Here is a 20077-nt window from a genome sequence, read left to right on the forward strand (position 1 = left end):
CGCAGGGCGATCGCCCTTTTCTATGGCTTTATAATAATGAATAGGATAATTTATTTTATCTCTAGTAATCCCGAGTAAATTAAGATCGTGATCAATTAATTTATTCTCATGACGAAAACTAAAGTAGGGGCGAGGAATAAAAAACCCATACCAATTGCTAAAAAACCTCCTCGATAGATATTGAAGTCATATCCAATGCGTTTCCATGAATAGTGAAAAACATATCTACCCAGTAAAATATCAAAACTGAGCATTAAAAATAACCATAATAAACCAATTAATAAACTATCAATAATAGTAGCGGGTTTTATCCAAGGAATAGCGAACCAACTAATTAAAAATATCAAACAACAACCGCTAATTATACCGAGTTTCTTTGCTAAAGGTTCTCCTATTTTTCGGCTCACAAATTTAATTCTGATAATGCCCTGTATTGTTTCGGCTAAAGCTATTAATAACCATACAATGAGGGCTTTTATGATCATTATTTGAGGAGATTTTCTACTATTATATCGGCCAATTCAGAGGTAGCTCCTAAAGGGTCTATAATCTGTATATTAACATTATCATACTGGGTTTTTATCTCTTCGGCTCTAAGGACGATCGCCTTTAAAATTTTACCAGGGAATAAAAAATAAGGAAGCATAGCGATATTTTTAGTACCTGATTCAAGTAAATCGATGATAGTTTGATCATAAAAAGGATTCATTGACCAAAAAGTAAGTTTTGCGGAGGTTTTTTGTGCTAATAATTGAGCTTCTTTTTTTCCTTTTTCTAGTCTTGTGCCGTGGCTTATTAATAATCGAGCATGATTAGGATATTTTTGATATTTTTGTTCTAACAAGTCTGTTACTGAATCTTCTGAGCCTAAATGGGGTAATATTTTTATATCTATACCAATCTTAGAAGTATTTTTAAGGGCGATCGCACTTTCTTCGGGTATATCTTCCATTACATGGGTGCCTGAAAAAAGGAATAGAGGTAATATTTTGATTTGTTTATATCCTTTCTCATGGCAAAAGTGGGCAAATTTTGTTATTTTTTCCCCCAAAGATTGTTGAGAAAGTTCGAGATATGCAGTTTCCAAATGGCTTTTTATGGCTTTTTTTTCCAATGCTTGACGAGTTAAATTAGCGAGGGTATCAAGATAAATTTGATATTGGGAATTTCTACTACCATGCACTACCAAAAGATAGCCTGTGTCATTATTCATTGATATTTAGAGTTTAATAAAAAAGTGCTTTAATTCAGGAGATCAGTGAAAAATAGTAACAATAAAGGGATTGATTGAATAATTTAGTAGTATTTCATACCATCATTAAACAACACCAAAATTTTATTATCAATTACCTCTTTTAAATAATCTTTTACCTTGTCATAAGCCGTTAAATAGGACAACTTAAATCCCCTGCTTTTTGAGAAAAACGAAGATTCTCCGCATAATCCACAGGGCAATCAATGACAGCGGGAACATTTTGGGCGAGGGCTTCTTTGAGGGTAGGAATCAAATCTTCACTGGAAGTAACTCGATAACCTTTTAAACCCATGCTTTCGGCAAACTTGACAAAGTCTGGATTAGTAAAATTCACAAAACTAGATGAGCCAAATTGATTATTTTGTTTCCAGCCGATTAAGCCGTAGGCGTTGTCATTGAAGATAAGAGTAACAAAGGGAGTTTTTATTCTCACGGCAGTTTCTAATTCTTGGCAATTCATCATAAATCCTCCATCCCCCGTTACTGCCACTACTTTTTTATCGGGGTGGACTAATTTGGCAGCCAATGCCCCCGGAATAGCGATACCCATGGCAGCGAAACCATTAGAAATAATGCAGGTGTTGGGTGCTTCTGCGTGGTAATGCCTAGCCATCCACATTTTATGGGCGCCTACATCACTAATAACTATATCTTCTGAACCCATTACCTGTCTTAAATCGTAGATTATTTTTTGGGGTTTGATGGGAAAGCCTTCATCATGGGCATATTGTTCGTAGTCTTCTCGAATATCGTTCCTTAGGGTCGCAGAAAAAGGAATTGATTTACCAGTGCGATCGCACCTTTTGCCAATTTCATCAAGGGCATCGGCAATATCACCCACTACCTCCACTTCAGGGATATAACTACTATCAATTTCCGCCGAATGGGTGCCAATATGCACAATGGGAGTAGTGCCGTCAGGATTCCATTTTTTCGGGGAATACTCAATTAAATCATACCCCACCGCAATAATAAGATCTGCCTGTTCAAATCCACAGGTAATAAAATCCCGTTGCTGTAAACCCACCGTCCACAAAGAGAGAGGATGAATATAAGGAATAGCCCCCTTACCCATAAAAGTATTCGCCACAGGGATATTTAAACGGGTAGCAAACTCCGTCAACGATTCCGTTGCCCTTGCCCGAATAGTGCCATTTCCTGCCAAAATTAAAGGATTTTTTGCCCGTGCGATCGCCAAAGCAGCCCCATTGAGACTACGGTGAGACGCATAAATTTTCTCTTTTTGGTCAATTCTGAGGGGCTTTCCATCAGCTACCATAGCCGCAATATTTTCAGGTAAATCGATGTGTACAGCCCCTGGCTTTTCCTTCTGTGCCACCTTAAAAGCCTTGCGCACCACCTCTGGAGTAATGCCTGGGCGCACAATTTGTTTATTCCACTTTGTCACAGGGGCAAACATCGCCACCAAATCCAGATACTGGTGAGACTCAATGTGCATCCTATCCGTGCCTACCTGCCCCGTAATGGCTACCAACGGCGCCCCATCAAGGTTGGCATCAGCTACCCCCGTCATGAGATTAGTAGCCCCTGGCCCCAAAGTAGATAAACACACCCCCGCCTTACCCGTTAAACGTCCATAAACATCCGCCATAAAGGCTGCCCCCTGTTCATGACGAACAGTGATAAACTGGATAGTAGAGCTTTTTAGTGCTTCGAGGATATGTAAATTTTCTTCCCCCGGTAAACCAAAAATGTACTCTACCCCTTCATTTTCTAAACATTTAATTAATAATTCTGCCGTGTTTAGTTGAGACATATCTACTCCTCACATTTTTATGTTTAATTTGTTCCCCGTGCCTCAGAAAAAGCTATCCTAAAGGTAACTGAATATATAATCTTTTCTATTAATCCTTAATCTTAATAATTAGAGTGAATTTGAGTAATCCCCCTTTATCTAATCCTAATCAATTTTTACCCGATTTAGATGGCTTTTCTTATAATCCGATTCCCACCCCTAGCCATCCTAAACAATATCGGGCTATAGGAATAATACAAGGAAAATACACTCCTCTCGAAGGAAAACTAACTAAAGGGGTGATGGAAACAAGGGATGGACAAAAATGTGATAGCGTAATTTTATCAAGGGCTATTGGCTCTATAAAAAATTATGTTGATGTTAATGTATCTCAAAATTGGATTGTTTATCCCCACAAAATTCGTAATAGTGACCAACTTTACTTACAGATAGTAGGTATTTCTCCCTGCGAAGACTTAAGCCACATTGTATCAGAAAAAAGCCTAAAAAAAGATTATTTTTCTATTCGGGGAGAAATTTTATATTTCAATAGAAAAGCAGAAAAAGTTATTGTAAAAATACGTTTTAATAGAAAAATTAAAGGCAAAAAATCAAGATTTTTTAAATTAGAATTAAAAGGTACTATTGAGAACAACTCTATTCACCACTTTTATAGCCTTGATACTATTTTAGAAGACAATAAATTAGTAATAAAAAAATATATAGATCTAGGTTTAATTGCCGTTAATATATAAAATATAAATGTATGTTAAATCAAAAATGGTTAATTCAAATTGCCCAAACAACGTGGAAAACTATGTGGCAATTAATGATGTCCAACTTAGCCCCTAGTGACAATGGCAACTATCAACGCCCTTCAAGCACCTACCGTAATATAATTAATGAAAATGGCGATTATCAACCAGAAAAATATCGCTATACTATCTACGCTGGTTTAAGTTGTCCTTGGGCTCATCGTACCCTCATGGTTAGAAAATTAAAAGGTTTAGAAGAAGTAATTGACTTAGTAATTGTTACCCCTTCTCCAGCAGATGGAGGATGGATAATTCCCCAAGGTTCAGAAAATTGTTATACCCTAAAGCAACTGTATTCCAAGGCTAATCCTAGTTATCAAGGACGCTGTACAGTACCCATTTTATGGGATAAAAAAACTAAAACTATTGTTAATAATGAAAGTTCAGAAATAATTGTTTTACTTAATAATTGTTTTAATCAATTTGCTTCTTACCCAGAATTAAATTTATATCCTGATGAATTAGGCGAAATAATAAATAATTGGAACAAAAAAATATATCACTATGTTAATAATGGAGTTTATCGTTGTGGTTTTGCTCAAACTCAACAAGCTTATGAAGATGCTTGTTACGGATTATTCAACCTCTTAGATGAAATAGAAATAGTATTAAAGAATAATCGCTATTTATGCGGAGATGGATTAACCCTTGCTGATATTCGCTTATTTACTACTTTGATACGTTTTGATTTGGTTTATTTTGGTTTATTTAAATGTAATATTAAGAGGATTGCTGACTATCCAAATCTTTCTCATTATTGTAGGGAAATATATAACCTAGAAGGGGTTCGGAAAACTTGCAATTTTGAAGTGATAAAACAAGACTATTATGGTAATCTTTTCCCCCTCAACCCAGGGGGAATAATCCCATTAGGTGTACCAAATTATCAAGATTAAGATGTAGCAATTACTATGCTCACCAAATACAAAGTAATTCGCCTAACTCCCCCACAAATTCGGGAAACTTGGAAATAATAAGCATTCTTCATCACTACGATAAATGCTACATTAATTATCAGAAAAAAAACTACTGACAATTAATTGAGTTTTCTTTTCTATTTCATCCCAATTTAATTCTCCAGAGTCATTTACTAACATGGAATCAATTTCGACGGGTTCATTTTTTTCTGTGGTAAACTCTTTAAAACAAACTTGAAAACAGATAAACCAAACATTAGTTTCTTTTACTATATCTCGTTTTTTTTGAGTTAAAATATGACTGGGAAAGGGTTCATTAATTTCCTTATAGGTTACATCCCAATTATTTATCTCTGCTTGTTTTCTAATGTTATCTACTACTCTGATATAGACAGGTTGCATTAGTAGATTTGCTTTTTCATAGTCAAGATTTGTTTTAAATTGTGGTGATTTCATGGTTAGATATTATCGAAATGTTTGCTTTGCGGGTAATAGTATAAATTATTCTCGCAATTACAATAATTTTTTGAATTTTTTGATAGTTATACTTCCACTGTTGATATTTTAATTTAGATTTTTTTACTTCTAAGCCTACGGTTAAAATTGACAGAGAAATTTGTTTTAATACCAGATTTAACTCTGGTTCTATTCCTTCTAATAATTGATTGATTTCTTTTAGTTTACTATTAATTTTTATTATTTTTATAAATATTAAAATAAGGGCGATCGCCATTAAAACATTTATAGAACAAACTGTAATAATAAGAATCATTAAATTACTTAAATTTCAGTTTAAAAAACAGAATACTACCTGCCAAAATTAAAGTCACTAAATTAGTTAACAATACAGGAATATCTTTAACAAAGAAACCATAAATAATCCAAAGAATTACCCCAATACAAAAACAAAGAAACATGGCTAAAGAAATATCTTTCGCTGATTTTGAACGCCAAGTTTTGAGGGCTTGGGGAAGAAAAGAAATAGTGGTTAAAGTACCAGCCATCAAACCAACCATTGTAATAATATCCATAAATAAGGTATAGAAGGAGTATTTAGTTAAGTTATCATATCATTGCTTAAAATCTTTAATAATCAAGAAAATCAAATAGTTAAAATTTTCCCTGTAATCAACCCTTTAATATTAAAGAATATTATCAATTATCCACTATCAATTATTAATTATTAACCCCTCCGCCCCCTGGAGTTTCAATGACAAAGACATCATTAACATTCATTTGCACTTCCGCTGTTGCCCCCAAAGTTTCAACCTCTCCACTCTCTCTTATCACATAATTCTTACCCACCATACCCTTACCACCACCATTTAAACCCGATGGAGGTATTAAACGATGACTCGATAAAATACCCGCCGTCATTGACTCCAAAAAGCGAATTTGACGGATTACCCCATCACCCCCTCGAAAATCGCCCTTACCACCGCTACCCTTGCGGATGGAGAAAGAATCTAAACGCACGGGAAAACGCCACTCCAACACTTCAGGATCTGTTAATCTGGAGTTAGTCATATGGGTTTGAATGGCATCTGTACCATGGTAATTATACCCTGCCCCTGAACCTCCACAAATGGTTTCATAGTATTGATATTTGTCATTGCCAAAAGTAAGATTATTCATAGTGCCTTGGGAGTTTGCCATGACACCCAAAGCGCCATAGAGACAATTAGTTATTTGTTGGGAGGTTTCCACATTTCCTGCTACCACGGCGCATGGATATTGAGGATTTAAAAAACAGTTGGAAGGGATGATAATTGTTAGGGGCTTGAGACATCCTGAATTGAGGGGAATATCTTTATCAACAAGGGTACGAAATACATATAAAACCACTGCCTTACATACGGACATGGGGGCGTTAAAATTATTGTCTAGGGGCGCTGATGTGCCTGTAAAATCGATGGTGGCTTGATCTTTATTCTCATCAATGGTTACTTTTATACTAATGGTTGCCCCATTATCTAGGTGGCTAGTGCATTGACCATTTTTTAGTAATTTGATGACATCTTTTACGCACTCTTCGGCATTTTCTTTGGCAAAATTCATATACTGCTTTACTGTTTCTAAACCATAATAATCCGCTAGTTTTGTTAATTCTTGTAAGCCCTTTTCATTAGCAGCAATTTGTGCTTGTAAATCCGCTAAATTTTGCTGGTAATTACGTACAGGATATTTATGATTGGTAAGTAGTTTTAATAGTTCTTTTTTCCTTAATTTTCCTGCTTCTACTAAACAAAAATTATCGATTAAAATGCCTTCTTCTTCAATAGTTTTACTCATGGGAGGCATGGAACCTGGAGTGATTCCCCCGATGTCGCTATGGTGTCCCCTAGAAGCTACAAAAAAGTCTGGTTTTTCTGAGTTAATAAATACGGGAGTAATGGCGGTAATATCAGGTAAATGGGTTCCACCATTATAGGGATTATTTGTAATATAAACATCTCCTTTTTTTAGTTGGCTTCCCTTACTATTAATTAGGGCTTTTACTGTTTCCCCCATAGAACCGAGATGCACAGGAATATGGGGAGCATTAGCGACTAATTGTCCTTTTTTGTCAAAAATTGCACAGGAAAAATCGAGTCTTTCTTTTATGTTGACAGAATAGCTAGTTTTTTGTAATGTTATACCCATTTCTTCGGCGATAAAGCGAAAAAGATTGTTAAAAATTTCTAGTAAGATTAAATCTTTTTCAACTGCTTTTTTCTCGGAAGATAAGTTATTATTTTTTACTTGATTATTGACTGTTGTGATAATTAAATTGTTATCTTGATTAATTTCTCCTTGCCAACCTAATTCGATTACATTTGTGCCCGTGGATTCGATAATTAATGCTGGACCTATAATAGGTTGATGATGGGGAATTTCTTGCCGTTGAAAAACAGGGGTATTATGCCATTGATTTTTGCTGTAAAGTTGTACATGGGTAATGGGAGTTACTTGTTTTACTGTTTTTTGTTCTATTTCTGGTAATGTATCTCCATAGGTAGGGTTAATTAATTCGAGAGAAATTTGTTGAACTGTCAGGGGTTTGTTGTCTAAGATAAAGCCGTAAAGTTTTTTATGAGCTTGGTTAAATTGTTGGATAATTTCTGAGTAGTTATGATAGTGTATTTCGAGGGGTGAATCTGTGCCTTGATATTTGAGATATATTTTTTGTTTATAGGTAATTTTTTCGGGTTCAATTTTGTTTACTTGATGAGATAATTCGGTGAGAGTTTCTTGTTTAAGTTGCTCAAAATCTTGGTTTAATGAGCTTATTAGGGAAGGGGTAAAGGTTTTTTCTTGGCTTTTTTCTTTGATGATGCGAATGTCTGCTAAGCCAATTCCATAAGCAGATAAAACTCCAGCGAGAGGATGAATAATGATATTTTTGATACCCAAGGATTCAGCGATTAAACAGGCGTGTTGTCCCCCTGCCCCCCCAAAACAACAGAGGGTATATTCACTGATGTTATAGCCTTTTTGTAGGGATACTTTTTTGAGGGCGATCGCCATTTTTTCTACTGCTATTTGTAGGAACCCTGAGGCAATTGTTTCAATAGAAATGGGATTATCTAATTGATTTTGTAGATCAATAAACTTCTGTTTAACTACTTCTATATTTAAGGGTGATTTACCATCCATAGCAAAAATTTGTGGGAAAAATTGAGGTTGTATTTTACCTAAAAATAAATTACAATCAGTTATGGTTAAATCTCCCCCCTTGCCGTAACAAGCAGGCCCTGGATTTGCCCCTGCTGACTCTGGCCCCACTCGATAATTTAACCCGTCAAAGGTACAAATAGAGCTTCCTCCAGCGGCTACTGTGTCGATGGCCATCATGGGGGTGCGTAGTCTTACCCCTGCAATTTCGGTGTCTAGGGTGCGCTCGTATTCCCCGTTAAAATGGGCGACATCGGTGGAAGTACCTCCCATGTCAAAGGTGACAATCTTCTTAATTCCTGCTTTTTGACAAGTTTTCACGGCGCCCACAATCCCCCCCGCAGGGCCTGATAATATGCTATCTTTACCTTGAAATTGAGATGCGCTGACTAACCCCCCATTGGACTGCATAAACATTAGTTTGGGTAAGGTGTCTTTTTGTCCCCGGGTTACCATTTCCTGTTGCACTTGCTCCACATAACGGCGTAAGATGGGGGATAAATAGGCATCGACGACGGTAGTATCTCCTCTACTGATTAATTTCATCAGGGGGCTAACTTCATGGGAGAGGGAAATCTGCGTAAATCCGAGGTTACGGGCGATCGCCCCTATACGTTTTTCATGGTCTGGGTAACGATAACCATGGAGTAAAACAACGGCACAGCACCTAATTCCTTGATTATATACCCGTTTTAGATCTTGAATAACTTTTTTCTTGTCAAGGGGTCTTAACTCATCACCATGAGCCGAATAACGGGCTGAGACTTCGATGACTTCCTCATATACCATAGAAGGTAAAACAATTTCATGGGCAAAAATATTAGGGCGATGTTGATAACCAATGCGCAAAGCATCTCGAAAGCCCTCATTAGTAACTAAAACTACCCTTTCCCCTTTTCTTTCTAACAAGGCATTGGTGGCTACCGTCGTTCCCATTTTCACCACTTCAATGTTTTCTAAGGATATGGGTTGCCCTTCGGATAAACCCATCAAAACTCTAATCCCCTCCACGGCAGCATCAGAATATTGACTGGGATTTTCTGACAATAATTTATGGGTGATTAGCTTTTTTTCTGGATTTAGGGCAATAACATCGGTAAAAGTACCACCCCTATCAATCCAAAACTGCCATTTATTATTATGTGCGATCGCCATTTTCCTCTTTACTTCTCCACAGTAAAAATCTTGCTATAAACAGTATAAAAGGCGATCGCACTCTATATCTATACTCTCAACAAAGCTGCGATATTTGATTATAATGCTATCTAGTGTAGATAACATCGCAAAAATATGACTGTTTATAATGAAATATTAAATCAAATTCAAACTCTTAGTATTACTGACCAAAATCGACTTTTTCAAGAATTAAAAAAACGTTTTGATAATTTAGATGATGATTTTACAGATGAAGATTTGGCTGAGTCTGAGTCTGAGTGGCAAAATTATCTTAAAGGTACTGATCAAGGAAAATCTCTCCAGAGTCTTGAATTAGAATTATTTGGAGGAGAAGTTGAATAGCTGGAATTTAATTATTCTTAAAAAACCAGAAAAATATTTACAAAAATTATCTCTTCCTGAGCAAAAACGAATTATTCAAAGTTTAAAATTGTTGATTCAAGATAAAACTTTAGTTGATATTAAACCATTAAAGGGACGTTCAGAATGGCGTTTAAGAGTTGGTGATTTTCGCATTTTATATCGAGAAGATAGAGAAAATAAAACTTACGTTGTCACGAAAATTAAATCTCGTGGTGATGTTTATAAATAAAATAAGGCGATCGCACTCTATACTCTCAACAAAGGGGAGATCGCTATTTTACAAGTAGATCTAAAAAAATAGTTATTTACTATAATGAATGTCAGATTCCTAAAAATAATCAATCATTCAAATAAAATAAGATGAAAGTTAAAGCAATCATTCATACAGCACAAGAAGGCGGATATTGGGCAGAAGTTCCAATTTTTCACGGATGCTATACACAAGGTGAAACTATTGAGGAAGTTTTAGAAAATCTTCAAGAAGTTATCAGTTTATATGCAGAGGATGAACCAGAAAATCTTAGCCCCTCAGATAAAGTTGTAGAATTAACTGTATGAAATCAATATCAGGGAAAAAATTAGCAAAAATCTTGGAGAAAAAGGGATGGCGTTTAGTTCGGGTTAAAGGTAGTCATTATCGGTATCAAAAAGATAATCAAAGTATTTCTATCCCTATTCATGGTAATCAAGATTTAAAAATTGGCTTATTAAAAACTGTTATGAAACAAGCAAATTTAACTGATTCTGACTTAATTTGAACTTTTATTGAAACAAAATCGCATCTTAACCAGATCGCACTCTATACTCTCAACAAAAATGCGATCGCACCCGTAAAAATAATTAACAGTTAAAATTAGAAGTATATGAGTGGCTTGATTTAATATTTGGGTAATATTACTTCATGTAGATAGTAAAAATTAATCATTATGAATCAAGTATTAACGTTATCCCAAGCAAATTTAAAAATGGCTTTATGGCAAATAAAAGCTGATGCAGTTAATGATACGGATTTATACGTTAAGGTTTCTAACCTTGGTTTTTCTGATGATATAGCCCTCAGATTACATGAACTGATAAAAAAAGTTCAAAAAATTGGTAATAAAGTATTTTCTATAGGCAAAATTATATTAATTAAAATAATCGAATTTATTAAATTGCATCCCCATTTAGCCGTTGGTGTAGCATTAGGAATCGCTGTCGGTATTTTAGTTAATTCAATTCCATTTTTTGGTTCATTTTTAGCTCCTTTAGCTATGATACTAGGCGTTGGTCTTGGTGCGATCGCAGGTCATCGACTAGATAAAAAACACAAAGGTGAAGACGTTTACGGATTAAACACTATCGAAATAACTCAAGAAGTCATTGAAATTTGTAAAGAGTTTTTTGCTTTAGTAATAGAAGTATGTCGTTTAATCTTTAGAGAAACACCAGAAATAAACGTATAATCTATTTTTTTCTTCACTCATCTTAAATATAGGGTTTTATCACGATGTCAGAAGCTCAAATGCCAAATAAAAAAGAATTACTAAAGGCATTAAAAAAATTAGAAAAAAACCCAAAGGATAGCATTACTATACTGGGTGAAATAGGAATAACCGTTCTCGGTGCTGGTGTAGTTGGTTTCGCTGTGGCTTCCATGGGAGTTGCATCTTCTATACCCATCATTACAGCTGTTACGGGGATTGTATTAGTACAAGCGACTCCTATTGGTTGGGTTGCAACGGCTGCAGTAGCGGGGGGAACTGTTGCTTATGGGTTAACACAAGCTGTTAAACATGGTTCTAAAATGGAGGCAAAGAAAGCACAATTAAGAATAGATATAGAAAAACGTCTGGAAGATATTGAACAAAAAGAAAAAATATCCAAGGAAAAACCAAACACAAAAGACTTGAGTAGTTTTTATAACGTATTATATAGAGCTTTAGAGAATGATCTTATCAACAAAAAAGATGCCTTTGATTTATTGCAGGCTATTGCTAATAAAAAAATGCTTTTAAGTGAGGCTTATAAATTAATCAATAATATATTAAATGATGGTTGAATTATTCATACGTTTTAAATATCATCCCTTAAAGTCTGTAACTCATCAGAAATTAAATTTTGCCACTCCTCATCACAATGGGAATGTACATGAATCGAACTCGCTAATAAATTAGCTAGAATTTCTCCCTTTTGAGTATCACTCAAATCTGATAATTGTAATTGATTAATTAAAGAAATCATATTTTGACATTCTTTTTTTAATTCCATAATCAGAATATTTAAAGTAGAGTTTTTAACGTTAATTTTTCTATCAGTTACTTGCATTATTTTTTCCCTAACCTTTTTAATGCTTATTCAATTCCTTTTTCAAATGCTTTTACCAATGTTTCATTAATCCTTGATCAAAATAATCTTTATCTAATTATAGGTTGATTTTTTCTTTGTGTTCATCGATTCTAGCGTTTAAAGATGAAATTGCTTTTTTAAAATGACTTTTTTCGATAAACTCAGGCGAAAGATCATACAGGCGTACTTAAAATGTCTTTATTTTTTTCTATTTGTGTGACTATATCTTTATCATCAATTCCCTCTTGAACGAGAATATTTGTTAATCCTTCCTCAAAATTATCATCTTCTATCACAATTTTATCGTCTATTAAACGAGCGTGAAATAGAATTTGATCTCGCCAAGATTCTTTTTGCCAACCTGTCATAATAATCAAAAAATGTCCTGTATCTCGATCGCACACAGAACTAATTGTCAAATTTTGTAATCGAGGTTGAATAGTAGATTGTTGTCTTAAAACTTCAGTTAAAATATCAGCGTATTTTATTGATTTATCCATTGTAAAATATCCTCATTTTGTGAATCAAAAATAATTAAATTTATTTTATTTCGTTTAATAGCTAATTTGAAAATCGGTTTTTGAAAGTGTTTTAAGTATACAGATTGGCTAATTGCTAGAAAAAGTATTCTTTCAGGTTCTTGTTCTTCTAAAGCCCATTGATAAAACTGAATTTGTCCGATAGTTTTTTCTAACTCACTAATCACTGAACGAGAATCAAAATCTTTAACTTCAACAGCAATCTTTTGATTATTTTTTTCTGCTGTAAAAAATTTTTCTGCACCTAAATCAGCTTTAAGTAAGGTATTTTCTAGTATTAAAATTAAAGGATCATCCGTAATGCTCCAACCATCTTTTTCTAAAGCATGACACAAGGATAAATGTAAACTATCTCTTTTTGACATTATTTTTTATCAAAATAAATCCTAAAAGGTGGGCAATGCCCACCCTACAAATTATACAGGCATACCTAAAATGTCCTCAATTTTCGGCATATCTTCTAAAGCAATAACGCGCCCTTCGTCTTCAAAACCATCAATTTCATTGAAGTTCAAATAGCGGTATAAATCATCCTTGAATGGATCAATTTTCTCAGAAACGATCGCACTGTACTCCTCCACAGTGGGAATCTTGCCGAGTAAAGCACATACCGCCGCCAACTCCGCACTACCGAGATAAACCCGAGCGCCCTTACCCATACGATTATTAAAATTACGAGTAGAAGTAGAAAACACCGTCGCATTATCTTCCACACGGGCTTGATTACCCATACATAGAGAACAACCCGGCATTTCCGTACGAGCACCAGCTGCCGCAAACACACCGTAAACCCCCTCATTGCGCAACTGTTGTTCATCCATACGGGTAGGAGGACATATCCATAAACGCCCTTTCACAGTACCTGCACCCTCAAGGATTTTCGCCGCTGCTCGGTAATGTCCTATATTGGTCATACAAGAACCGATAAACACCTCATCCACCTTATCCCCTGCGCACTCACTCATGAGCTTAACATTATCAGGGTCATTGGGGGCGGCTACAATAGGCTCTTTAATTTCATCAAGATTAACAACGATAGTATCAGCATATTCCGCATCAGGATCTCCCGACATCAAAGAAGGATTTGCCAACCATTCCTCCATCTTGGCAATACGGCGTAACATAGTACGTGGATCTTGATAACCACGGGCAATCATATTTTTTAATAAACTAACATTAGAGCGCAGATATTCTGCCACAGTCTCCTCACTTAGTTTAATTGTACTACCAGAACAAGAACGCTCGGCGGTGGCATCGGTTAACTCGAAAGCCTGTTCTACTTTCAAATCGGGTAAACCTTCCATCTCCATGATACGACCATTGAAGACATTGATTTTATCCCCTTTACCAGCGGTTAACTTACCTTCTTGCATAGCTACCCAAGGAATGGCATTAACGATGTCCCTTAAAGTAACACCTGGTTGTAATTCTCCCGTAAACTTGACCAATACCGACTCAGGCATATCCAAAGGCATAGCACCCAAAGCCGCCGCAAAAGCGACTAAACCAGAACCTGCGGGGAAAGAAATGCCCAAGGGGAAACGGGTGTGAGAATCGCCCCCAGTACCCACGGTATCGGGTAATAACATACGGTTTAACCAAGAGTGAATGATGCCATCCCCCGGTTTGAGAGCTACACCGCCACGGGTAGCGAAAAAGTCTGGTAAATCTTTATGAGTTTTGATGTCCACGGGTTTAGGGTAGGCGGCGGTATGGCAGAAGGTTTGTAAAGTCAAGTCTGCGTTGAAGCCTAAACAAGCCAATTCTTTTAATTCATCCCGTGTCATGGGGCCTGTGGTATCCTGAGAACCTACGGTAGTCATAATGGGTTCACAAGAGGTACCGGGGCGGATGCCTTCTACGCCACAGGCTTTGCCAACCATTTTCTGCGCGAGGGTGAACCCTTTACCACTATCTTCGGGGGGGGTAGGACGTACAAACAGGGTACTAGGTTCTAATCCTAATGCCTGACGGGTTTTATCGGTCAAAGCCCTACCAATGAGTAAGGGAATACGTCCCCCTGCTCTCACTTCGTCTAAAATGGTTTCGGGCTTCATGGTGAAGGTGGTGAGGGTTTCACCGTTTTCATTGGTGATTTTTCCTTCGTAGGGGTAAATGGTGATGACATCCCCTGTGTTGAATTGGTTAACGTCACATTCGATGGGCAATGCCCCAGAGTCTTCGGCGGTGTTGAAGAAAATAGGGGCGATTTTACCTCCAAGGATATAACCCCCTGCTTTTTTGTTGGGTACGAAGGGTATTTCGTCCCCTAGGTGCCACAATACGGAGTTGATGGCGGATTTACGGGATGAACCTGTACCGACTACGTCACCGACATAGGCTACGGGATGTCCTTTTTCTTTGAGTTTGGCAATGGTTTCTAATCCCTCTGGCATCCTTGATTCGAGCATAGCCAAGGCATGAAGGGGAATATCTGGGCGAGTGGTGGCATGGGGGGCAGGGGATAAGTCATCGGTGTTGGTTTCACCCGGCACTTTAAAGACTGTTACGGTAATGGTTTCGGGTACTTTGGGTTTACTGATAAACCATGATGCTTCTGCCCATGCGTCAATTACTTGTTTAGCGTAGGGGTTGGTTTCTGACAGTTCTAATACGTCGTTGAAGGCATCGAATACCAACAGGGTTTTACTAAGGGCGATCGCAGCTTCGGAGGCGATGTCACTGTCAGGGGATTTAAGTAAACTAACAAGGGATTGCACGTTATAACCGCCCATCATAGTACCTAATAGGCTTACGGCTCCTTGTTTGGAGATGATTGGGGAGGTTAATTCACCCTTGGCGATCGCCGTTAAAAATCCAGCTTTGACATAGGATGCTTCGTCAACTCCGGGGGGGATGCGATCGCGCAGTAACATCATTAATTCTTCTTTCAATTCCTCGGGAGGATTTTGCAACATTTCGCATAGGTGCGATGTTTGTTCGGCGGTGAGGGGTAAGGGAGGAATGCCTTGTTTTGCTCTTTCTTCTGCGTGTTGATGATATTCTTCTAACCAAGTCATAGTATTTATGCTTATTTTTTTCTATAATTTACTATTTTAAGCATATCAAGGTCATGGACTCTGATTTTGTATTTAATGTATCGAGTTGATTGAAGCTATTGGTTTGAATTTTGGAAAAACTAGATGGACTAAAGCATTTACAATGGAAAAGTTATAAAAACTTGTTAAGATATTAATCTATAATATGGCAACGATTGAGTCACAAGATTTAAGTATTAGTAAACTATTTAATGACTTTTATATTGTACCTAGCTATCAAAGAGAATATGTATGGACTAAATCAGAAGTAGAAGATTTTTTTAAAGATATTTATGATGAATTTAACACAAATGAAAATAGTAAAAATTCTGAATATTTTATTGGTAGTATTATTGTCTGTTCGACATCTAACGGTTTATATGAGGTTATTGATGGGCAACAAAGAATTACAACATCTTATCTATTACTTTGTGCAATTAAATTTTATTTAAAAACATTTAATCAAGATATAGATAAATTAAATAGTCAAATTTCTGCTACTGACATTGATGAAGATGGAAACAATATTTTCCGCTATAGGGTTACGTTACAATATGAGGATAGTAGAGGAATTCTAGAGAAAATTGCACAACAGCGGGATTTTAGTGAAATTATAGAAACATCTTCTACACAAAATATTAAAAATGCTTATCTAAAGTTAATTTCATTACTAAAAGAAGAGTTTGATAGCTTAGAAACAAAAGATAGAACTGCACACCTTAGAAAATTTTATGCTTACTTTACGGGAAAAGTATTACTGGTACGAGTCAAAACTGCAACACTTGCAGACGCTTTACGAGTATTTGCAACCATTAATTATAGAGGTGTTAATTTAGACTCTATAGATTTAATTAAAAATTTAATGTTTATGGAGGCAAAAAAACAAGAGTATGAAATAATAAAAAAAGAGTGGAAAAGAATGAATGACATTCTTTTTAAAGCGAAAGAAAATCCTATTAGATTTATTCGTTATTATTTAATAGCATACTATATAGAGTCAAATACCATCAAAGAAAAAGAATTATATGACTGGTTTTTAAATTCCAAAAATAAAGCAATTTATCAAAACGGTGCTGTTAGTTTTGTTAAAAATTTATTGTCAACTAGCGAATTTTATCTGAATTTACTGAATTGCAAAAATATAGATAATACCTACAACAAGTATATTGATAATCTCCGATGTTTAAGTGATAAAGCTAGAACACCATTTATGGTTCTATTATCTGCTCGACATTTGACAGTAGATCTTTTTATGGAGCTTTCTCGACATATAGAAAATTTATTTTTCATTTATTTGATTACTAAAGAATCTACAAGAAATTTTGAGAATATCTTTTGTAGTTGGTGTATAAAACTAAGAAAAGTTAAAACAGAATCAGATTTTTATAGCTTTTTAAATGAAAATATTATTAGTCATAAAAATAAATTTAAACAAAGGTTTGAATCATCTTTTTTAAATCTATCATCGGATATTCCGAAAACCCAACTGAAATACATATTAGCTAAGTTGACTAAGTATATTGACGAAGTAGCTTATGGAGAAAATATGAATAATTCACTTGATACATATATTAATCGTAATGTAGAAATAGAACATATACTACCCCAAAAACCTTCTGAAAGTTTTCTCAATGTATTTTCACAGGAATATGATATAGAAAGTTATATCAATAAATTAGGTAATATTACTTTATTAGAAAAACCTTTAAATAGTTCTATTTCTAATAAATCTTTTTATGAAAAAAAAGAAGCCTATATGCAATCAAAGTTTTTACTAACAAAAACTATAGCAACTAAACCTAAGATAGGTAAAAATACGGCTATAGATAGAGCAGTTGCTAATTTATCAACTTTTGAAGAATGGAATGCTGAATCTATCGACAAAAGACAATTAATGTTAACGGATATAGCGAAAACTATCTGGGATATTTCTTAAAACACCTTTAGTATAGTCTTCTACGAGAACGGTTGACAATACAATAAATCCTTTAAAATGTTCTATTTTCTCGTTTGTAGTGATGGCTTTAGCCGTCATTAATAAGCTTCAAAGAGCTATTGAATTTTTGTCAGAATTAACAGCGCAATAGGTGTTTTAAGGTGCGATCGCCCTTAGCCTTTTCCCCAGAGGAATCTTATTAGAAAAACTTGACACTTTGAAAATGATTATGTTAAATTATTATCAATTAAACATTAACGTTTAACCGTTCAGGAAGAAAGGAGGTGATGCCCATGGTTGATAGTAGTAAAACTTTGGGTTCCCTAGCTGGACAAAGTGAACTGAGTTCTGGAGCTATTCTTTAAATCATAATTCTGATTTGGTCATTGGTACGTTCTGAGAGTTATTTAAAAGTTTCATCCAGCAGTTACACCTAAACCTTTTAGGGAATCCTTAAAAAAAAGCCCTTGGAATGTCCAAGGGTTTTTTTATGTTTCAATTAACGATTTTCTATGGGAATATAAATCCCATCTTTCTCACCCACATAAATCTGAGTAGGTCTAAAAATACGGTTAACCGCTAATTGCTCTCTCCAGTGAGCCAACCAACCTGCCACACGGGATATGGCAAACATAGGAGTAAATAAATCAGGCTTAATGCCTAACTTGCGATACACCAAACCAGAATAAAAGTCCACATTGGCATAAATTCCTTTATGACCTAATTTTTCAGCGACAACTTTTTCTACCTCCAAAGCAATATCATAATATTCATCATGACCCGTAAGCTCAAAAAGTCTCTCTGCTAACTGTTGTAGAATTCTAGCACGGGGATCTTTCACCTTATACACCCGATGACCAAAACCCATAATTTTTTTCTTATTCTCAACACAATCCTCAATATAAGGACGGACATTTTCCATAGAGCCAATTTCCTCCAACATTGTCAAAACTTCCTCATTCGCCCCCCCATGAAGAGGCCCTGCCAAAGTACCCACCGCCGATGCCACCACCGCATAAGGATCCGTTAAAGTAGAAGATGTTACCATAGCCGAAAAAGTAGAAGCATTCATGGTATGCTCTGCATGAAGCATTAAGCAAACATCAAAAATACGTGCTTCCAAAGGTTCAGGCTCTTTTTCCGTGAGCATATACAAGAAATTAGCAGAATAATTCAGATCATCATTAGGCTTAACAGAATCATTGCCCTCACGCATCTGGGAAAAAGCAGCCACCATGGTAGGAATTTTAGCAATAATTCTCACCACCGCATCCCTAATGTACTCCTCCTTATCCAAAGCACGACGAGAATAAAACAAACCTAAAGCCGCTGCTGAAGTTTGCAAAGCATCCATGGGATGACCACTTTCAGGAAAACACTTCATCATATCCCGAATATGATACTTAATTCGTCTATGGTTATTTATATCAACCTGAAAACTGTCCAACTCTTCCTTACTAGGTAATCGGCCCCAAATTAATAAAAATGCAGTTTCCAAAAAGGTACTTTTTGTGGCTAATTCCTCAATATTTATACCTCTATATTTTAATATACCTTCCTTCCCATCCACATAACTAATGCTAGATTTGGCGACGGGGACTCCTTCTAAACCTGGTTTGTACTCACAAGCTGGTTGTGCCATTTTTATACCTTACACAAATAAATATATTGAATGAAAATAGATGATTTTAAGTTTCTCATAAGTCATCAGAGATACTAAACAGGTGTTAAAGTATCAGGGACTCTTGTTAAATTCCATTGTTAACCCTCATCTGTCAACTGTCAATTGGTGTTAACAACCACTTAGGAGAGGTAAGTAAAAATAGTTCACTATTACCAATGGGATTACCCATATCCAAAATGTTAATGCCAATTATTCCTGCTTTTTTTAAGGTTATCTTTCCGTTATTACCACCCCATATTAATATTTCTGCCCAGTTAGCCAAATCAGGTTGATGACCGACCAAAATTAAATTATCTTCTTCAGTATAATCCGAGTTTTGTAACCAGTGAATCCATGATTGAATATCACCATTAGGAAGCAAAGCGGTATTTTCTTCCATGGTAGGAGCAAGGTTATAATCTAAAAGGATTTGAGCGCTTTGTTTTGCCCGAACATAGGGACTGAAAAGAATGAGATTACACAGGGTTTCTATGGCTTTAAATTTTTGAGCCACCTGATTAGTTTTAGCTATTCCTTTGGGAGTTAATGCCCTTTGGGGGTTATCTTCTCCTCCCACTCTTTCTTGGGCGATGCCGTGACGAATTAAATAGATTTTCATAAAGATTAGGGCTAGTAA

At 35.7% G+C, this 20077-nt stretch carries 22 protein-coding genes; 9 read left to right on the forward strand and 13 right to left on the reverse strand.

Annotation, left to right across the window (positions count from 1 at the left end):
- Positions 1-95 precede the first annotated feature (95 nt).
- The 3 genes from AA637_RS14485 to AA637_RS14495 form a co-directional block, all read right to left on the reverse strand.
- Positions 96-485 (reverse strand): hypothetical protein, encoded by a 390-nt coding sequence (locus AA637_RS14485; RefSeq protein ID WP_446683340.1) that lies wholly within the window; start codon positions 483-485, stop codon positions 96-98.
- Positions 485-1213, reverse strand: a complete 729-nt coding sequence (locus AA637_RS14490) for a sirohydrochlorin chelatase (RefSeq protein ID WP_446683341.1) — start codon at positions 1211-1213, stop codon at positions 485-487. Before AA637_RS14490 ends, AA637_RS14485 begins: the two co-directional genes overlap by 1 nt.
- A gap of 172 nt (positions 1214-1385) precedes the next feature.
- Positions 1386-3032: an acetolactate synthase large subunit gene (locus AA637_RS14495; RefSeq protein ID WP_446683342.1), complete on the reverse strand. Its 1647-nt coding sequence runs from the start codon at positions 3030-3032 to the stop codon at positions 1386-1388.
- 119 nt (positions 3033-3151) lie between these two features.
- On the opposite strand from AA637_RS14495, the gene AA637_RS14500 reads away from it, so the two are divergent.
- Both AA637_RS14500 and AA637_RS14505 read left to right on the forward strand, forming a co-directional pair.
- Positions 3152-3766, forward strand: a complete 615-nt coding sequence (locus AA637_RS14500) for a 2-dehydropantoate 2-reductase (RefSeq protein ID WP_446683343.1) — start codon at positions 3152-3154, stop codon at positions 3764-3766.
- A gap of 11 nt (positions 3767-3777) precedes the next feature.
- Positions 3778-4722: a glutathione S-transferase family protein gene (locus AA637_RS14505; RefSeq protein ID WP_446683344.1), complete on the forward strand. Its 945-nt coding sequence runs from the start codon at positions 3778-3780 to the stop codon at positions 4720-4722.
- 111 nt (positions 4723-4833) lie between these two features.
- Here AA637_RS14505 and AA637_RS14510 read toward each other — a convergent pair whose 3' ends face one another.
- The 4 genes from AA637_RS14510 to AA637_RS14525 form a co-directional block, all read right to left on the reverse strand.
- Positions 4834-5199, reverse strand: a complete 366-nt coding sequence (locus AA637_RS14510) for a hypothetical protein (RefSeq protein WP_446683345.1) — start codon at positions 5197-5199, stop codon at positions 4834-4836.
- Positions 5180-5515, reverse strand: coding sequence for a hypothetical protein (locus AA637_RS14515; protein ID WP_446683346.1), 336 nt, complete (start codon positions 5513-5515; stop codon positions 5180-5182). Before AA637_RS14515 ends, AA637_RS14510 begins: the two co-directional genes overlap by 20 nt.
- Before the next feature lie 4 nt (positions 5516-5519).
- A complete protein-coding gene (locus AA637_RS14520; protein ID WP_446683347.1) occupies positions 5520-5774 on the reverse strand; it encodes a SemiSWEET transporter in 255 nt (84 codons plus the stop codon).
- Between the two features lie 145 nt (positions 5775-5919).
- The gene (locus tag AA637_RS14525; protein WP_446683348.1) at positions 5920-9552 is read right to left on the reverse strand and encodes a hydantoinase B/oxoprolinase family protein; all 3633 of its coding nucleotides are present in this window, start codon (positions 9550-9552) and stop codon (positions 5920-5922) included.
- A 135-nt stretch (positions 9553-9687) separates the two neighbouring features.
- Between AA637_RS14525 and AA637_RS14530 the strand changes: the two genes are divergently transcribed.
- From AA637_RS14530 to AA637_RS14555, 6 genes are all read left to right on the forward strand, one after another.
- Positions 9688-9915: a hypothetical protein gene (locus AA637_RS14530; RefSeq protein ID WP_446683349.1), complete on the forward strand. Its 228-nt coding sequence runs from the start codon at positions 9688-9690 to the stop codon at positions 9913-9915.
- Complete coding sequence (locus AA637_RS14535) at positions 9908-10165, forward strand: type II toxin-antitoxin system RelE family toxin (protein WP_446683350.1); 258 nt, start codon at positions 9908-9910, stop codon at positions 10163-10165. The genes AA637_RS14530 and AA637_RS14535 overlap by 8 nt, the downstream gene beginning before the upstream one ends.
- 131 nt (positions 10166-10296) lie before the next feature.
- Complete coding sequence (locus AA637_RS14540) at positions 10297-10494, forward strand: type II toxin-antitoxin system HicB family antitoxin (RefSeq protein WP_446683351.1); 198 nt, start codon at positions 10297-10299, stop codon at positions 10492-10494.
- Positions 10491-10694 (forward strand): type II toxin-antitoxin system HicA family toxin, encoded by a 204-nt coding sequence (locus tag AA637_RS14545; RefSeq protein ID WP_446683352.1) that lies wholly within the window; start codon positions 10491-10493, stop codon positions 10692-10694. The genes AA637_RS14540 and AA637_RS14545 overlap by 4 nt, the downstream gene beginning before the upstream one ends.
- Positions 10695-10862: 168 nt before the next feature.
- Entirely contained in the window at positions 10863-11381 is a 519-nt protein-coding gene (locus AA637_RS14550; protein ID WP_446683353.1) for a hypothetical protein, read from the forward strand.
- Between the two features lie 44 nt (positions 11382-11425).
- Positions 11426-11977: a hypothetical protein gene (locus tag AA637_RS14555; protein ID WP_446683354.1), complete on the forward strand. Its 552-nt coding sequence runs from the start codon at positions 11426-11428 to the stop codon at positions 11975-11977.
- Positions 11978-11991: 14 nt separating this feature from the next.
- On the opposite strand, the gene AA637_RS14560 is transcribed toward AA637_RS14555, so the two are convergent.
- The 4 genes from AA637_RS14560 to acnB all read right to left on the reverse strand — a co-directional run bounded on the left by AA637_RS14560 (position 11992) and on the right by acnB (position 15823).
- Positions 11992-12243 carry a hypothetical protein gene (locus tag AA637_RS14560; protein WP_446683355.1) on the reverse strand — a complete coding sequence of 84 codons (252 nt, stop codon included), beginning with the start codon at positions 12241-12243 and terminating at the stop codon, positions 11992-11994.
- Between the two features lie 194 nt (positions 12244-12437).
- Positions 12438-12764 carry an element excision factor XisI family protein gene (locus tag AA637_RS14565; RefSeq protein ID WP_446683356.1) on the reverse strand — a complete coding sequence of 109 codons (327 nt, stop codon included), beginning with the start codon at positions 12762-12764 and terminating at the stop codon, positions 12438-12440.
- A complete protein-coding gene (locus AA637_RS14570) occupies positions 12749-13168 on the reverse strand; it encodes a XisH family protein (RefSeq protein ID WP_446683357.1) in 420 nt (139 codons plus the stop codon). The genes AA637_RS14565 and AA637_RS14570 overlap by 16 nt, the downstream gene beginning before the upstream one ends.
- A gap of 51 nt (positions 13169-13219) precedes the next feature.
- Positions 13220-15823, reverse strand: a complete 2604-nt coding sequence (acnB, locus tag AA637_RS14575) for a bifunctional aconitate hydratase 2/2-methylisocitrate dehydratase (protein ID WP_446683358.1) — start codon at positions 15821-15823, stop codon at positions 13220-13222.
- 184 nt (positions 15824-16007) lie between these two features.
- Between acnB and AA637_RS14580 the strand changes: the two genes are divergently transcribed.
- The gene (locus tag AA637_RS14580; protein WP_446683359.1) at positions 16008-17777 is read left to right on the forward strand and encodes a DUF262 domain-containing protein; all 1770 of its coding nucleotides are present in this window, start codon (positions 16008-16010) and stop codon (positions 17775-17777) included.
- A 499-nt stretch (positions 17778-18276) separates the two neighbouring features.
- On the opposite strand, the gene AA637_RS14585 is transcribed toward AA637_RS14580, so the two are convergent.
- Both AA637_RS14585 and sixA read right to left on the reverse strand, forming a co-directional pair.
- The gene (locus AA637_RS14585; RefSeq protein WP_446683360.1) at positions 18277-19419 is read right to left on the reverse strand and encodes a citrate synthase; all 1143 of its coding nucleotides are present in this window, start codon (positions 19417-19419) and stop codon (positions 18277-18279) included.
- 133 nt (positions 19420-19552) lie between these two features.
- Positions 19553-20059 (reverse strand): phosphohistidine phosphatase SixA, encoded by a 507-nt coding sequence (sixA, locus tag AA637_RS14590; RefSeq protein WP_446683361.1) that lies wholly within the window; start codon positions 20057-20059, stop codon positions 19553-19555.
- Between the last annotated feature and the right edge of the window lie 18 nt (positions 20060-20077).

Source organism: Cyanobacterium sp. HL-69, assembly GCA_002813895.1.
GTDB lineage: Bacteria > Cyanobacteriota > Cyanobacteriia > Cyanobacteriales > Cyanobacteriaceae > Cyanobacterium.

Bases quoted from the DNA above. Each gene is read 5' to 3' on its own strand.
- AA637_RS14485 (WP_446683340.1), bottom strand. From the start codon at position 485: ATGATCATAAAAGCCCTCATTGTATGGTTATTAATAGCTTTAGCCGAA.
- AA637_RS14490 (WP_446683341.1), bottom strand. From the start codon at position 1,213: ATGAATAATGACACAGGCTATCTTTTGGTAGTGCATGGTAGTAGAAAT.
- AA637_RS14495 (WP_446683342.1), bottom strand. From the start codon at position 3,032: ATGTCTCAACTAAACACGGCAGAATTATTAATTAAATGTTTAGAAAAT.
- AA637_RS14505 (WP_446683344.1), top strand. From the start codon at position 3,778: ATGTTAAATCAAAAATGGTTAATTCAAATTGCCCAAACAACGTGGAAA.
- AA637_RS14510 (WP_446683345.1), bottom strand. From the start codon at position 5,199: ATGAAATCACCACAATTTAAAACAAATCTTGACTATGAAAAAGCAAAT.
- AA637_RS14515 (WP_446683346.1), bottom strand. From the start codon at position 5,515: ATGATTCTTATTATTACAGTTTGTTCTATAAATGTTTTAATGGCGATC.
- AA637_RS14520 (WP_446683347.1), bottom strand. From the start codon at position 5,774: ATGGATATTATTACAATGGTTGGTTTGATGGCTGGTACTTTAACCACT.
- AA637_RS14525 (WP_446683348.1), bottom strand. From the start codon at position 9,552: ATGGCGATCGCACATAATAATAAATGGCAGTTTTGGATTGATAGGGGT.
- AA637_RS14530 (WP_446683349.1), top strand. From the start codon at position 9,688: ATGACTGTTTATAATGAAATATTAAATCAAATTCAAACTCTTAGTATT.
- AA637_RS14540 (WP_446683351.1), top strand. From the start codon at position 10,297: ATGAAAGTTAAAGCAATCATTCATACAGCACAAGAAGGCGGATATTGG.
- AA637_RS14545 (WP_446683352.1), top strand. From the start codon at position 10,491: ATGAAATCAATATCAGGGAAAAAATTAGCAAAAATCTTGGAGAAAAAG.
- AA637_RS14550 (WP_446683353.1), top strand. From the start codon at position 10,863: ATGAATCAAGTATTAACGTTATCCCAAGCAAATTTAAAAATGGCTTTA.
- AA637_RS14555 (WP_446683354.1), top strand. From the start codon at position 11,426: ATGTCAGAAGCTCAAATGCCAAATAAAAAAGAATTACTAAAGGCATTA.
- AA637_RS14560 (WP_446683355.1), bottom strand. From the start codon at position 12,243: ATGCAAGTAACTGATAGAAAAATTAACGTTAAAAACTCTACTTTAAAT.
- AA637_RS14565 (WP_446683356.1), bottom strand. From the start codon at position 12,764: ATGGATAAATCAATAAAATACGCTGATATTTTAACTGAAGTTTTAAGA.
- AA637_RS14570 (WP_446683357.1), bottom strand. From the start codon at position 13,168: ATGTCAAAAAGAGATAGTTTACATTTATCCTTGTGTCATGCTTTAGAA.
- acnB (WP_446683358.1), bottom strand. From the start codon at position 15,823: ATGACTTGGTTAGAAGAATATCATCAACACGCAGAAGAAAGAGCAAAA.
- AA637_RS14580 (WP_446683359.1), top strand. From the start codon at position 16,008: ATGGCAACGATTGAGTCACAAGATTTAAGTATTAGTAAACTATTTAAT.
- AA637_RS14585 (WP_446683360.1), bottom strand. From the start codon at position 19,419: ATGGCACAACCAGCTTGTGAGTACAAACCAGGTTTAGAAGGAGTCCCC.
- sixA (WP_446683361.1), bottom strand. From the start codon at position 20,059: ATGAAAATCTATTTAATTCGTCACGGCATCGCCCAAGAAAGAGTGGGA.